The organism is Sporosarcina saromensis, from assembly GCF_054901285.1.
The window spans coordinates 3,075,620-3,089,403 of record NZ_CM142738.1; the positions used below are offsets into that span (position 1 = coordinate 3,075,620).

Sequence of the window (13,784 nt, forward strand, 5' to 3'; positions counted from 1 at the left end):
CTTTTTTCTCAGTGTAACAAATGTCTGTATAGTTGGCGATCATTGTGTCCAAAATGATTGCAGGAGGATTGATAATATGAACTTTCAAATTCGTGACGCGATTACAGCAAACATGACAAATAATTCCGCGGACGATATTCGAAATGTAGTAGAAGATGCATTGAACCGTGGCGAAGAGCACCTTTTGCCAGGATTAGGCGTGTTCTTTGAAAAGTTGTGGGTCAATGCGGACGAGCAGGAAAAAGCAAAAATCACCGGCGAACTCGCTCAAGCATTTACAGCTGGTTAAGTAGACAATCATTGAAAGCTCCAATAGGATGAACGGCACGATGAGAAGCAACTTCTTATCGTGCTTTTTAGGTGGAGATGAACCGCCTGGATCTAGAGGTGTTTATGCAATTGTAATATAACCTGTGCGTATCACAACACAAACCGCGCGCATCACAACGTAAACGGCTCGTATCACAACACTCAGCCCTCGCATCACAATGCTCCAACCGTATCGCAACATAAACCCCGCGCATCACAACGTAAACGGCTCGTATCACAACACTCAGCCCTCGCATCACAATGCTCAAACCGCATCGCAACATAAACCCCGCGTATCACAACGCTCAGCCTTCGCATCACAATGCTCCAACCGCATCACAACACAAACCGCGCGCATCACAACGTAAGCGGTTCGTATCACAATGCTCAGCCCTCGCATCACAATGTAAACCTTTCGCATCGCAACACTCACGCCTCTTATCGAAAAGCAATCAACCTCTGAGAGAAGCCCACAAAAAAAACGAGTACAGGAATCCCCCCTACTCGCTTCTCAACTTCGTTTCATCATCTGGAATTTCTCGAACGATCAATTAAAGTTCCGCACAAAAATATCAAAACCGGCTGCTGTGGCAAGCCCGAAAACGAGCGTCCATAGTGTGATACTAATCGTCATCCAGACCGTTGTATTTACTTTCGTCGCACCAAATAGTAACCCGATAAATGCAGCGATATGGGTTCCGATGAGAATCGGACCGAGTAAGGCGAGGCCAGGCATGCCGTATTTATTCCAAATCCGTTTTCCGCGTTCTGTTCGTTTGGATTCAGGTTTGCCGGTTTTTTCACGTCGTTTCTCCATCCACTCTTTGACGCGCTGAAAGGCAATAATTAACAATAATACTGTAAGCATATTCCCGATAAACGCGAGAATCATCACCCAAACTGGCGATAATCCCCTTATGATGCCTAATGGGATGACGAGTGCAATTTCGAACCAAGGTATGGCAGCTCCTAAAAACACTAAAAAGTATTCAAACATTCTGTACCCCCACGATATGAGTAAATTCAATTCATATACTACAGGAAATTCAGATTGTTTTCCACATGTTTCCACGACTACAGCTACTCATTCATTCGAAACTAGCACTTTATAACAGCGTTGCGAGTACAGCTTTTTGAGCGTGTAGACGGTTACCCGCTTGTTGGAATACATAGGAATTTGGCCCATCGATCACGGACGTAGCAACTTCTTCTTCACGATGCGCAGGCAGACAGTGCAAAAACATATAGTCTTTTTTTGCGTGAGCGACGAGTTGATCATTCACTTGAAAATCATTAAACACTTGTAATCGAGTAGCTGTTTCTTCTTCCTGGCCCATACTCGTCCAGACATCTGTATAGACAACGTCCGCATTTTCGACGGCTTCGATCGCGTTGTTCGTTTGAATGAGTGAACCGCCATTTGCATTGGCAATTTTTTGTGCCTTCATGAATAGGTTTTGATTACACGCATAGCCTTCTGGAGAAGCAAAAGCGACATGCATCCCCATATTGGCCGCTCCAATGATGAGAGAATGGGCTACATTGTTCCCATCTCCCACATAAGCGAGTTTCTTTCCTCGAATCGTCCCTTTCACTTCGATCATCGTGAGCAAATCCGCAAGTGCTTGGCACGGATGAAAAATGTCGGTTAAGCCATTTATGATGGGAATTGTTGCATGCTTTGCTAACTCTTTCACCATTTCATGTGAGTTTGCACGAATCATAACCCCATCAACGTATTCAGATAAGACTTTTCCGGTATCGGAAATCGGCTCACCTCGTCCGATTTGCAAGTCTTTTGCATGCATGAACATTGCATGCCCCCCTAGATGATTCATACCTACTTCAAATGAAATCCGAGTTCGCGTAGAATGTTTTTCAAAAATCATACCGAGCGTCTTCCCTTGTAATACGGCAGGCATTTTCCCCGCCACCATCTCTTGTTTCATGATAAGTGCTTTTTGTAATAAATAGTCAATCTCTTCGCTTGTATAGTCTAACAGCGTCAATAAATCTCTACCTTTTATTTGATCTTCTATGGTCTTACCAATCGTTGTGATTGCGCTATGCATTTGAACCAAACTGATCATCTCCATCCACGGTTATGTTTGTTTAAATCAGTATACAATTGCATAAATATAAAGTCAAATGTATTTTTATTAAAAATAATTACTTCTAATCCAACACGGCGTTTCTCATTCAAGATAACTAAAACCATGCGATCGCTACACTTTCAATTGAATTCAAACAACAAGAAAACCGCATAGCAACAACTTTGACAGTTGTCACCATGCGGATTTCATTCATTTCAAAAATGGCGTTCAATTAAAGATAATATTATTCACCGTTTCACGGTCAAGCTTTTTAATAACTTCCACAATCAATTTCACGGCATTTTCATAGTCATCTCTATGCAACATTGCTGCATGCGAGTGAATATAGCGAGTGGCGATACAAATTGCGATGGATGGTACACCATTTCCACTTACATGAATAGATCCCGCGTCCGTTCCGCCGCCAGGAATCGCTTCGAATTGGTATGGAATGTTGTGCGCTTCCGCTGTATCGACGACAAGATCGCGCAATCCTTTATGAGAAACCATTGATGCGTCATAAAGAAGGATTTGAGGGCCATCCCCCATTTTGCTTGCAGCTTCTTTGGACGTTACACCCGGCGTATCGCCAGCAATTCCTACATCAACAGCAAAGCCAATATCCGGTTGCACTTTCGCAGCAGCTGTTTTGGCTCCACGTAAACCGACTTCTTCTTGGACCGCCCCTACACCGAAAACAATATTCGGGTGGTTTTCATCTTTCAACGCTTTCATGACATCGATTGCAATCGCGCATCCGATACGATTATCCCAAGCTTTCGCTAGCAAATATTTTTCGTTGTTCATCACAGTAAACTCAAAGTGCGGGACAATCATATCACCTGGCAAAACGCCCCATTGCATCGCTTCCTCTTTGGAAGTTGCACCGATATCGATGAACATATCTTTAATGTCAACCGGCTTTTTGCGTGCTTCCGGGGACAAGATGTGTGGAGGCTTGGAACCGATAACGCCTGTCACGATATCCCCTTTGCGTGTAACAATGTCGACGCGTTGCGCAAGCATCACTTGGTTCCACCAGCCACCGACCGGTTGGAAGGAAATGAATCCTTTGTCGTCAATTTTCGTTACCATGAAGCCGACTTCATCCAAGTGACCTGCTACCATGATCTTCGGGCCATCTGCTTGACCAGATTTTTTGGCAATCAATGAACCAAGGCCATCATAGTCGATTTCATCTGCGAACGGCTCGATGTATTTCTTCATGACTTCACGAGGTTCCCGTTCGTTCCCTGGAATTCCTTTCGCGTCCGTCAATTCTTTCAGCATTTGCAATGTGTCATCTAATTTCGCCAATTATTTCGACCTCCCAAATAAAAACTACTTATTCAGTATAATGGAATGTTAGCTACATTGAAAGTGCTTTCATTGTTATAATAACTCCTTGCGTAAATCATGTGCACTTTTAGATGAAAGTAGACCTGGCGCAACATCAAAAACGGTTTTCGCGCCTGTTTCTCCTTTTTGATTCATACGAAAAGCAGCGCGTGCATAAGCGACGAGGACGCTCGATGTGAATTCCGGATTGCTATCAAGCGTCAAAGAGAATTCCATTACTTGATTACTGGAAGTTCCTGTTTTGCCACTTCTAATGACAAATCCACCATGCGGCATTGTGCTATGTTCTTCCGCCAACTGCTGTTCATTAATGAAATGGACCGTTGTGTCATAATCTGAGAAGTAGTCAGGCATAGAGACAATTGTTTGTTCAACAACAGATGCATCTGCACCTTCTTCCAATACGACATAGCACTCACGTGTATGCTTTTCCCTTGTCGTCAGTGTCGGTTGGTTTCCACTTCTCACTTTGTCAACAGCCTCTTCAACCGGTATCGTATATTGGACTGCACCTTTGACACCAGCGATTCTACGGATTGCATCAGAGTGACCTTGGCTTAACCCTTTGCCCCAGAATGTATACGTCGCTCCTTCAGGAAGGATTGCTTCCCCATAAAGCCGGTTAATGGAGAATAGGCCAGGATCCCATCCGACAGAAATGATTGCAGTTTTTCCATTCGGTTTTGCCGTAGCGTCTACTGTTTCGAAGTAGTCCGGAATTTTTGCATGCGTGTCAAAGCTGTCAACCGTATTAAAATGTTTAGCAAGTGCAGGACCTTGTTCCGGAAGATCATCTTTAGACCCACCACATAAAATCATGACGTCGATCTCATTTACGAACTTTTCGACATCGCCTAATGCATAGACAGGTACACCGCTATTCACCTTTAGTGTAGAGGGATTCCTTCTTGTAAAAACAGCATGAAGTGTTAAATCTTCATTTTGAGCGATTGCTGATTCTACACCTTTCCCTAAATTTCCATAACCGACAATACCGATGTTGATTTTTGAACTCATTTCCATCATCCCTCTCTCGTAAAGTATTGTATTATTTTATCGTTACCTTGTTCAGAATGCTATGATTATTTTTGTTCACAATCTGTCCTTTGGTCTATTGAACGATCAATGGTACAGTAGACTATGATGGACTTTATTTGAAATGAGGATTTAAAATGCGCGCATTTGTCTATGTAATCGTCTTTTTTTCTTTCTTTGATTTATTTTCACAGTTGCCTATTATGAGTCCGTTCGCTCTATCGTTAGGCGCTTCTTCTTTTTTGACCGGTTTAGCTGTCGGTATGTATTCTTTTTCAAATACAATTGGAAATATCATTTCTGGTTTCATGACAGATCGCCGTGGCCCTTTTATGATTTTACTCATTGGCTTATTCGCCTCAGGAGCGTCGCTTTTATTGTATACAGTCGTTGAGGGACCATATTCTTTGCTTGGTATCCGATTCATCCACGGATTTATGGAAGGGCTTATTGTTCCAGCCGCTTTCACATTTCTTGCAAATCGTACAGAAGAATCAAAACGTGGCCGTAGTGTCGCAATTTCCGGAGCGTTCGTTGGAATGGCGGCGATCATCGGTCCTGCCTATAGTGGGATTGTCGCTTCCAAAACAAGTACCCCTTTTATAATGGGAATGAATGGCCTCATCATGTTTATTTTAGCATTCGCAGCCTTCTTTCTGTTGCGTTCCTATACGTATGTCAGAAAAAATCGCTTAAAAATGTCATCACAATTTCGGGTCAAATACTTATTTAAACACCCCGGCATGGTCCGTGCATTTTCAGGTGCATTTTTTCTCATGTTTTCACAAGGGGTACTGGCATTCATCCTCCCTTTAAAAGTGGAAGCGCTTGGCTTTGATACAAAAACAACCGGAATGCTGCTCAGTACATTCGGGGTTGTCGCAATACTAATTTTCCTTCTACCGATTAATCGTGTATTTGATCGGGTACGTCCTATGATTACGTTAGCTTTCGGGATTTCACTAATGGGTATTTGCATGATTTTGTTAAGCCAAGTATCAGCGCTTACTCACCTGTTTTTAGCGATGGGGTTATATGGCATCGGCTTCGCTTTTCTATTCCCGTCTATCAATTCATTGCTAATTGACTCATCAGCCCCTGAGTACCGCGGAAAAGCATACGGCTATTTTTATGCCTTTTTTTCCATCGGTGTCGTAGCGGGATCGAGCTTGATTGGCTATTTGGATTTATCGTTCACTGGTGGGTTCATGGTGACAGGAATCATCCTTTTGTTCATTGCACTTTATACAATTTTAGGTTTGAAACGAAGTTTGCTATTGACAGAATAGGTAAAACCAGTTAAAGTCATAGACGAAAAGAATAACCCTGTTCGGGAGAGGTTCATAGCGACCCTCTATAAAAAACTATGGATGCCGGAAACTACGCCATGTCCATTTGACATGGCTTTTATTTTTCCATTTCTATGGCCCCTCCCTGACAACATAACTTCAGGGAGGTTTTTGTATTGACTGGAAGAGATGAAAACACACTACAAGACTTAACACTATTAGGTAACCAACGAACGACCTATGCTTATGAATACAATCCATCCATTTTAGAAGCCGTTGACAACATGCATACAACGCGTGATTACTTCGTGAAATTCAATTGCCCTGAATTCACTTCCCTTTGTCCGATGACGGGACAGCCCGACTTTGCAACGATGTACATCAGTTACATTCCAGATGAGAAATTGGTCGAAAGTAAAGCTTTGAAACTGTATTTGTTCAGTTTCCGGAATCACGGGGATTTCCATGAAGACTGTGTCAACATCATCATGAATGATTTAATTCATTTATTGGCGCCGCGCTATATTGAAGTTTGGGGGAAATTTACGCCTCGGGGTGGTCTTTCAATCGACCCTTACTGCAATTATGGTAAACCGGGAACGAAATACGAACAGATGGCGGAGCATCGTTTGATGAACCATGATCTGTACCCTGAGAAAATCGATAATCGATGAGGAGTAATGAAAGATGCGCTATTATTTAAGTGGAATATTTGTAGGTTTATTAATTTTATCGAACATTGTAGCAGTGAAATTGATCAGCGTTGGCAGTTGGATCGTTATTCCTGCAGCAGCCGTCATTTATGTCTGTACGTATCCAATTTTGGATGTACTAACTGAAGCTTATGGGAAAGAGGCTGCCCGAAAAACTGTTCAAACCGGGTTTATTGCACAACTTTTGGCAATAGGATTCATTTGGATTGCCATCCACTTGCCTGCTGCTCCTTTTTATGAAAACCAAGCTGCTTTTGAAACGATCTTTAACGCAGGTTTCCGTGTGACTATTGCCAGTTTAGTTGCCTATCTCGTGAGCCAAAACTTAGATGTAACAATCTTTGATAAGCTGAAACAAAAACACGGCTCTAAACAATTATGGGTACGTAACAATGCCTCTACGATGGTGAGTCAATTCGTCGATACGACGTTATTCATTACAATCGCATTTGCAGGAACAATGCCTACCTCTATATTACTTGGCATGATTGCGAGCCAATATATCTTTAAGTTTTCAATCGCAATTATCGACACACCCATTGTGTATGTATTGGTTGCACTCTGCAGAAAGAAAGAGCGAAACGTCCAACCAATTGTTTCACCTCAACAATAATTCGAACGTAAAAAACCGCGTACCGGCGACTCATTTGAGACGCGCACGCGGTTTTCCTTTTGTCTAAAATTCTTACACCATCTGCTTTGAAAAAGCTTTGATTTCTTCCATAAACGCTTCTCCATACCGCTCAAGCTTTGCATCACCTACACCATTGACTTCCAAAAACGCTTCGTCGGTCATTGGCATTTTAGCAGCCATATCCCGTAATGATTTATCAGAGAAGACGACGAAAGGCGGAACACTTGCTTCTTGCGCAATTTTCAATCGAAGTGCGCGTAATTGGTCAAATAACGGGTCGTCTTGCGTAATCTGTTTTGTTTCAACTGTCGCTTTCCGATAGACTTTAGTTTTCCCAGTCAGCACATCTTTGCCTAATTCCGTCACATAAATAATCGGGAATTGACCATTTTCAACACCTAGATAATTTTCCGAGATAATAAACTCAATAAAATCGGACACTTCCTTCGCGTTGCGGCCTTTCATAATGCCATATGTCGTCAGTTTATCAAATCCGAATTCGACAACTTTCTTATTTCTTGAACCGGTCAACACTTGGGCGATCATCGTCTTACCAAAACGTTGCCCCATCCGAATAACGCAAGATAACACTTTTTGAACGTCAACAGTTACATCAGCCCGTTCCCGCGTATCCGTGCAATTTGCACAACGGTTGCAATCTTGTAGGTCACTTTCACCAAAATAGGAGATGATGAATTTTTGTAGACAAGATTCGGTATGACAATAGTCGATCATCGATTGTAATTTTTCCAACTCACCAGGTATCCGATTGACATCTTGTGATTGATCAATAAGGAACCGTTGCGTAATGACATCTTGCGACGAAAATAATAAGGTACAGTGACTATCAAGTCCATCCCTTCCCGCACGACCCGCTTCTTGATAATAGCTCTCCATATTTTTCGGCATCTGGTAATGAATTACATAACGTATATTACTTTTATCGATGCCCATGCCAAATGCATTTGTCGCTACCATGACAGTCGCTTCATCCATAAGAAAACGATCTTGTTCAGATTGACGAACAACATCCGATAAACCAGCATGATACCTAGCAACTGCAATTCCGGTCCGCTCGAGCATCGTATATACTTGGTCAACCGCTTTGCGCGTAGCCGCATAAATAATGCCTGCTTCGCCTTCATTTTTCTTTACATACGCCTTCACAAACTTGTCCCGGTCTTGTCCCTTCACGACGGAAAACGTCAAATTACTTCTTTCAAAACCTGTCATCACAGTAAATTCGGGATCGATGTTCAATTGGTGACAGATATCATCCCGCACTGCAGGTGTTGCAGTTGCAGTCAAAGCGAGGACTACTGGTTTCTTCACAAACGAATTGATGACCGTATGCATCATTCGGTAGCTCGGTCTGAAATCATGCCCCCATTGTGAAATACAGTGCGCTTCATCAATGGCAATCATCGGAATATCCATCTTGTTGATTTGTTGAATAAACGATTGGGACTCGAACCGTTCTGGAGCAACGTATAATAGTTTATATGCGCCAGCTAAGGCGTTTTCCATAACGCCAAAATATTCTTCAGTCGTTAATGAACTGTTTATGTACGCGGCTTGTACACCTATCTGTAGAAGTGCATCCACTTGGTCCTTCATCAGAGAAATTAATGGTGACACAACTAGAACCGTACCTTCCATGACCATAGCTGGTACTTGGTAACAGATTGATTTTCCTCCACCTGTTGGCATCACACATAACGTATCTCGTCCATGCAAGACATTTTGAATCGCCTGCTCTTGTCCAGTTCGAAACGATGAATATCCAAAGTAAGTGGAGAGCACGGATTGTAATTGTTCGATTGATGTCACCTCCAAATTCTTCATCATGCACATTACTCCATTCTAAATAAGTCGCTTCTTCTAGAATAGCAGACATTTGATAGCGTCTCCAAGAAAATAGAAAAAATGCGTTCAACGAATCTGATGATCGTTGAGCGCAAAAGAAAGTAAAACAACATATTATTATACTTTTGCAATCCTAATATTGCTTACCATTAGAATTCCGAGTATGATCATAACGATTACAAAAAAGGCAGGACCGACATAATGGCTTAAGAAGTAAGATAATGTTAACAGAACGCCAGCTGCAGTAATAGGCACACCGTAAAATGTCCCATCAAATTCTCTTACGTTATATCGAGCAAGGCGAACTGCCCCCGCAAGAATGTAAAAGATTGTAGCCACAATCCCAACCCATAACATATTAGACAAATTTGTCGTGTAAATTAATAAAGCAGGTGCGACACCGAAAGATATTAAATCACTTAACGAGTCCAATTCCTTACCAAACAACGATTCTGATTGGAAATGTCTTGCAACCATACCGTCAAAACGGTCAAATAGGGCTGCTAAAAAGATGAATACAAGACTCATATGGCTAAGGTCGCGTGAGATTAAGAGGATGGCGATGATTCCGAAGCTAAGGTTCGTCAATGTAATTGCATTCGCCAACTGCCCTTTTATTTTAGTATAATCAAAGTATCTGGATAAAAACATGAGAATTCCTCCGTCTATTTTTTCTACTACATACTATTTGCATGGGAGACTACCGTAATGAAAAAAACACTCTTTAAACAATTCGTCGAATTGACAGGACACCCAGTGTCCTCATCGATTTTAAAAACATTTACCCGCTCTTCAATGAGTAAGAGACTACTAAAGCCTTTTGCTTCCGCATACCGTATCAATGAAGAGGAAGCGGAATATCCGCTAGAGCATTATAAAAGTCTTCAAGATTTTTTCACGAGAAATTTAAAGCACGGCGTACGCCCGATCGATCAAAGAGCAAATGTGATGACTTCACCGGTAGATGGCTATTTGACAGCATCCGGCAAAATCAATGAACAACAGTCTTTTTACATTAAAGATCATCTATATAGTATAAAACAAATTTTGGGAGATGAAAAGAGCGCAAATACGTACAAAGATGGTTTTTTCTATATTTTTTACTTATCACCCAGTCATTATCATCATTTTCACTACCCATTTAATGGACAATTGGTCAATCGATATGCATTAGGAACAACATCTTTTCCTGTCAACGATTTAGGATTACGACTTGGCAATCAACCTTTTGCAACGAACTATCGGTTGATTTCCGAAATGGAAACGACCCATAGCAAACTTGCAATTATCAAAGTTGGTGCACTGAATGTCAACAGCATCCACCTGACAAGCACGTCAAAAAACTGTACAAAAGGCGATGAGTTCGGCTACTTTTCTTTCGGTTCCACAGTCATTCTCTTCATTGAAGACGATGCGCACTTTAAGACAGTACTTTCATCAGGAACTGAAGTAAAAGTAGGGCAGCCTATTGGCGAATGGATAGAACCTCAACCATCACAGAACAACGAAATTTAACTAAATGAGGGATAAGGAATGTTACAGTTTGAAGACTTTGTCATGCATTACGGTTATTTTGCCGTATATATATTTTTAGCGCTCGGAATTTTCGGGCTACCGTTACCCGATGAAGTGGTCGTTGCTTTCATCGGACATTTATCAGCAGTCGGTACGCTGAATTATTTCAGCGCGTTCGTCATTACAATTCTCGGTGTGTTGACAGGAACCCTATTCACTTACACGATTGGTCGCAAAGTCGGAAAACCGTTACTCATGAAATATGGAAAATGGATCAGCCTTTCACCAAAACGGATCCAAAAAGTGGACAGTTGGTTTAATAAGTATGGTTCATGGGCAATTACAATCGGCTATTTTGTGCCAGGTATGCGACATATTATTTGTTACATGTCAGGAAGTTCAGGTGTAGACATTCGAAGATACCTTGTTTTCGCTAGTATCGGAACTTTTATATCCTCTATCACTTTTTTAACAATTGGATACTTCGTACACTTTCCATTCTAGTACGTTGTTGTCTCTCCAAATCTGAAAAGTTACAGTCTGTCGATTTTCGGATATCTGTCGGTTGAATACTGTCATAACAATCGTTGTTACGAGCAACTCCATCAAGATACATAGTTAATTGGGATCACTGATTTGTATTGTTTAAATACGATAAAAAAAAGCAGTTGGAAGGACTTTATCCGTCCTTCCAACTGCTTAGAAAAAAATTATACGCTAACTAATACTAAGATCAGCAGCCTCTTTCATCATCAACTCTTTGAGTTCACTATAATTGTTCCTGCATTTGGTCACAACAAGATTCTTTAATAATCGCTATTAATCGATATTAATTTCTTAACAATAATTATTATAAATAACACTGGTTTTACATGAACGCCTATGGTATATTGATAATTGAAGTTAGCACACTACTATTCCAAGGAGGAATTATCAATGACTATCAATGATAATCATTCTCAAACGAAATTAACAACTGCTGCGGGTGCACCTGTTGGTGATAACCATAATTCCATGACGGCTGGACCAAGAGGACCGATTCTTTTACAAGACGTTTGGCTAATTGAAAAACTCGCTCATTTCGATCGCGAAGTTATTCCTGAAAGACGAATGCATGCAAAAGGTTCAGCAGCTTATGGGACTTTTACTGTTACGAATGATATTACACAGTACACGAGGGCTAAACTATTTTCTGAAGTAGGGAAACAGACTCCGATGTTTGCTCGGTTTTCGACTGTAGCTGGTGAACGAGGGGCTGCCGATGCTGAACGTGATATTCGTGGTTTCGCACTAAAATTTTATACGGAAGAAGGAAACTGGGACCTTGTTGGAAATAATACACCAGTTTTCTTCTTTAGAGATCCGCTTCACTTCCCTGATTTAAATCACGCAGTGAAACGTGATCCTCGTACAAACATGAGAAGCGCAACAAACAACTGGGATTTTTGGACTTCCCTCCCTGAAGCCTTACATCAAATTACGATTGTCATGAGTGATCGCGGGATTCCAAAAACATATCGACATATGCACGGTTTCGGAAGTCACACATACAGTATGATCAATGCAAATAATGAACGCGTTTGGGTGAAATTCCACTTCCGTTCCGAGCAAGGCATTGAGAATTTGACAGATGAACAAGCAACTGAATTAGTTGGTATAGATCGAGAATCGCATCAAAGAGATTTATTGGACAGCATCGATAATGGCAACTTCCCGAAATGGAAAATGTATATTCAAGTGATGACGGAAGAACAAGCCCTAAACATGCCTTACAACCCATTCGATTTGACAAAAGTATGGTACAAAGATGAATTCCCACTCATTGAAGTAGGTGAATTCGAGTTGAATCGAAATCCCGACAATTATTTTGCAGAAGTAGAACAAGCTGCATTTACACCTGCAGCAATTGTCCCAGGTATCGGTTTTTCACCTGACAAAATGTTACAAGCACGATTATTTTCATATGGCGATGCACAACGCTACCGCTTAGGCGTGAACCATCACCAAATTCCTGTTAACGCTCCTAAATGCCCATTCCACAGCTTCCATCGTGACGGCGCAATGCGCGTAGATGGAAATCACGGAAGCCGAACTTCTTATGAACCAAACAGCTTCGGACAGTGGAACCACCAACCTGATTTCAAAGAACCACCTTTAAAAGTTTACGGTGATGCTGCACATTGGGATTTTAGAGAAGATGATGATGATTACTTCACACAACCTGGAAAACTATTTAGACTGATGTCACCTGAGCAACAAGCCGTCTTGTTCGGTAATACAGCTCGTAATTTAGGAGATGCACCAAACGAAATTAAGTACAGACATATCCTTCACTGCTACAAAGCAGACCCTGCATATGGAGAAGGTGTAGCGAACGCACTCGCCATTCCAATGAGCGACGTTCTTGAAACAGCGAAGTAAACAACGAAACAAATATGAAAGCCAATGGTCTCCTTGCTTGGGACCATTGGCTTTTTTGTGACCTTACATATCTAAATTGAATAAAACACATATAAACTCCATATCCTATTTGACATAAGCCCTACTATGTCTGGAGTGAAATTGAATGGAAACTGTCGATATGATTCATTCTTCTAAAAATAGAATTGTACATACAAGTTTTCTACTTGCTTGTCTTTGTATCATCGATGCGGTTTTTACCGATATCGGGATACGCCAAGGCCATATAGAAGAGTTGAACCCGCTTATGCGCTTTGTGCACGACAAAAGTATACTACTGTTTTATGGAATGAAAATCCTTTTACCGGCAATCCTTCTAACGTTAATTCAATTTGCAAAAACATCAACAATTTTAAAATACACCGTTTTATTCGCACTGATCATCTATGTCGTTATTGTTAGCATGCACATTTACTGGATAATTATTGTGATGGCTTTTTTATAAATGTCGTTCATCCAAACATCGCTGAAAAATGCAACAAGCCCTCTTCGGTTACAGTAAACCAAAGAG

Annotated in this window: 14 protein-coding genes and 1 riboswitch; of the genes, 8 read left to right on the forward strand and 6 right to left on the reverse strand. The window is 41.3% G+C overall.

Translation table 11 applies throughout. The annotated features are described in order from the left end of the window. The first annotated feature begins 76 nt into the window (after positions 1 to 76). On the forward strand, positions 77 to 289 hold the full coding sequence (gene sspI / locus ACVHUV_RS15760; protein WP_317942940.1) for a small acid-soluble spore protein SspI: 213 nt from the start codon (positions 77 to 79) through the stop codon (positions 287 to 289). Between the two features lie 567 nt (positions 290 to 856). Here sspI and ACVHUV_RS15765 read toward each other — a convergent pair. From ACVHUV_RS15765 to ACVHUV_RS15780, 4 genes are all read right to left on the reverse strand, one after another. Next, positions 857 to 1,306 carry a small multi-drug export protein gene (locus ACVHUV_RS15765; RefSeq protein ID WP_371389393.1) on the reverse strand — a complete coding sequence of 150 codons (450 nt, stop codon included), beginning with the start codon at positions 1,304 to 1,306 and terminating at the stop codon, positions 857 to 859. 109 nt (positions 1,307 to 1,415) lie between these two features. After that, positions 1,416 to 2,381 carry an ornithine carbamoyltransferase gene (argF, locus tag ACVHUV_RS15770; protein WP_462086926.1) on the reverse strand — a complete coding sequence of 322 codons (966 nt, stop codon included), beginning with the start codon at positions 2,379 to 2,381 and terminating at the stop codon, positions 1,416 to 1,418. A gap of 249 nt (positions 2,382 to 2,630) precedes the next feature. Then, positions 2,631 to 3,719 carry a M42 family metallopeptidase gene (locus ACVHUV_RS15775; protein WP_462085235.1) on the reverse strand — a complete coding sequence of 363 codons (1,089 nt, stop codon included), beginning with the start codon at positions 3,717 to 3,719 and terminating at the stop codon, positions 2,631 to 2,633. A 75-nt stretch (positions 3,720 to 3,794) separates the two neighbouring features. Then, positions 3,795 to 4,778: a diaminopimelate dehydrogenase gene (locus ACVHUV_RS15780; protein ID WP_462085236.1), complete on the reverse strand. Its 984-nt coding sequence runs from the start codon at positions 4,776 to 4,778 to the stop codon at positions 3,795 to 3,797. A 155-nt stretch (positions 4,779 to 4,933) separates the two neighbouring features. On the opposite strand from ACVHUV_RS15780, the gene ACVHUV_RS15785 reads away from it, so the two are divergent. From ACVHUV_RS15785 to ACVHUV_RS15795, 3 genes are all read left to right on the forward strand, one after another. Beyond that, complete coding sequence (locus ACVHUV_RS15785; protein ID WP_317942934.1) at positions 4,934 to 6,085, forward strand: MFS transporter; 1,152 nt, start codon at positions 4,934 to 4,936, stop codon at positions 6,083 to 6,085. Between the two features lie 41 nt (positions 6,086 to 6,126). Continuing rightward, positions 6,127 to 6,170: riboswitch (PreQ1 riboswitch) on the forward strand. A 91-nt stretch (positions 6,171 to 6,261) separates the two neighbouring features. Next, the gene (queF, locus tag ACVHUV_RS15790) at positions 6,262 to 6,759 is read left to right on the forward strand and encodes a preQ(1) synthase (protein ID WP_317942932.1); all 498 of its coding nucleotides are present in this window, start codon (positions 6,262 to 6,264) and stop codon (positions 6,757 to 6,759) included. 13 nt (positions 6,760 to 6,772) lie between these two features. After that, positions 6,773 to 7,411, forward strand: coding sequence for a queuosine precursor transporter (locus ACVHUV_RS15795; protein ID WP_317942930.1), 639 nt, complete (start codon positions 6,773 to 6,775; stop codon positions 7,409 to 7,411). Positions 7,412 to 7,483: 72 nt separating this feature from the next. On the opposite strand, the gene recQ is transcribed toward ACVHUV_RS15795, so the two are convergent. Both recQ and pssA read right to left on the reverse strand, forming a co-directional pair. Next, a complete protein-coding gene (recQ, locus tag ACVHUV_RS15800; RefSeq protein ID WP_462085237.1) occupies positions 7,484 to 9,280 on the reverse strand; it encodes a DNA helicase RecQ in 1,797 nt (598 codons plus the stop codon). Positions 9,281 to 9,415: 135 nt separating this feature from the next. After that, positions 9,416 to 9,949 (reverse strand): CDP-diacylglycerol--serine O-phosphatidyltransferase, encoded by a 534-nt coding sequence (gene pssA, locus ACVHUV_RS15805; protein WP_317942927.1) that lies wholly within the window; start codon positions 9,947 to 9,949, stop codon positions 9,416 to 9,418. A gap of 57 nt (positions 9,950 to 10,006) precedes the next feature. Here pssA and ACVHUV_RS15810 point away from each other — a divergent pair, with 57 nt between their 5' ends. From ACVHUV_RS15810 to ACVHUV_RS15825, 4 genes are all read left to right on the forward strand, one after another. Further along, entirely contained in the window at positions 10,007 to 10,813 is an 807-nt protein-coding gene (locus tag ACVHUV_RS15810) for a phosphatidylserine decarboxylase (protein ID WP_462085238.1), read from the forward strand. Between the two features lie 18 nt (positions 10,814 to 10,831). Next, the gene (locus ACVHUV_RS15815) at positions 10,832 to 11,317 is read left to right on the forward strand and encodes a DedA family protein (RefSeq protein WP_462085239.1); all 486 of its coding nucleotides are present in this window, start codon (positions 10,832 to 10,834) and stop codon (positions 11,315 to 11,317) included. A gap of 432 nt (positions 11,318 to 11,749) precedes the next feature. Next, positions 11,750 to 13,234, forward strand: a complete 1,485-nt coding sequence (locus ACVHUV_RS15820) for a catalase (protein ID WP_462085240.1) — start codon at positions 11,750 to 11,752, stop codon at positions 13,232 to 13,234. A gap of 145 nt (positions 13,235 to 13,379) precedes the next feature. Then, complete coding sequence (locus ACVHUV_RS15825) at positions 13,380 to 13,718, forward strand: DUF5658 family protein (protein ID WP_371389385.1); 339 nt, start codon at positions 13,380 to 13,382, stop codon at positions 13,716 to 13,718. Positions 13,719 to 13,784: the final 66 nt, after the last annotated feature.

Coding starts and splice junctions, on each gene's coding strand:
- ACVHUV_RS15820 (WP_462085240.1), top strand. CDS start 11,750: ATGACTATCAATGATAATCATTCTCAAACGAAATTAACAACTGCTGCG.
- ACVHUV_RS15795 (WP_317942930.1), top strand. CDS start 6,773: ATGCGCTATTATTTAAGTGGAATATTTGTAGGTTTATTAATTTTATCG.
- argF (WP_462086926.1), bottom strand. CDS start 2,381: ATGCATAGCGCAATCACAACGATTGGTAAGACCATAGAAGATCAAATA.
- ACVHUV_RS15825 (WP_371389385.1), top strand. CDS start 13,380: ATGGAAACTGTCGATATGATTCATTCTTCTAAAAATAGAATTGTACAT.
- ACVHUV_RS15780 (WP_462085236.1), bottom strand. CDS start 4,778: ATGAGTTCAAAAATCAACATCGGTATTGTCGGTTATGGAAATTTAGGG.
- ACVHUV_RS15815 (WP_462085239.1), top strand. CDS start 10,832: ATGTTACAGTTTGAAGACTTTGTCATGCATTACGGTTATTTTGCCGTA.
- ACVHUV_RS15765 (WP_371389393.1), bottom strand. CDS start 1,306: ATGTTTGAATACTTTTTAGTGTTTTTAGGAGCTGCCATACCTTGGTTC.
- sspI (WP_317942940.1), top strand. CDS start 77: ATGAACTTTCAAATTCGTGACGCGATTACAGCAAACATGACAAATAAT.
- pssA (WP_317942927.1), bottom strand. CDS start 9,949: ATGTTTTTATCCAGATACTTTGATTATACTAAAATAAAAGGGCAGTTG.
- ACVHUV_RS15810 (WP_462085238.1), top strand. CDS start 10,007: ATGAAAAAAACACTCTTTAAACAATTCGTCGAATTGACAGGACACCCA.
- ACVHUV_RS15785 (WP_317942934.1), top strand. CDS start 4,934: ATGCGCGCATTTGTCTATGTAATCGTCTTTTTTTCTTTCTTTGATTTA.
- recQ (WP_462085237.1), bottom strand. CDS start 9,280: ATGATGAAGAATTTGGAGGTGACATCAATCGAACAATTACAATCCGTG.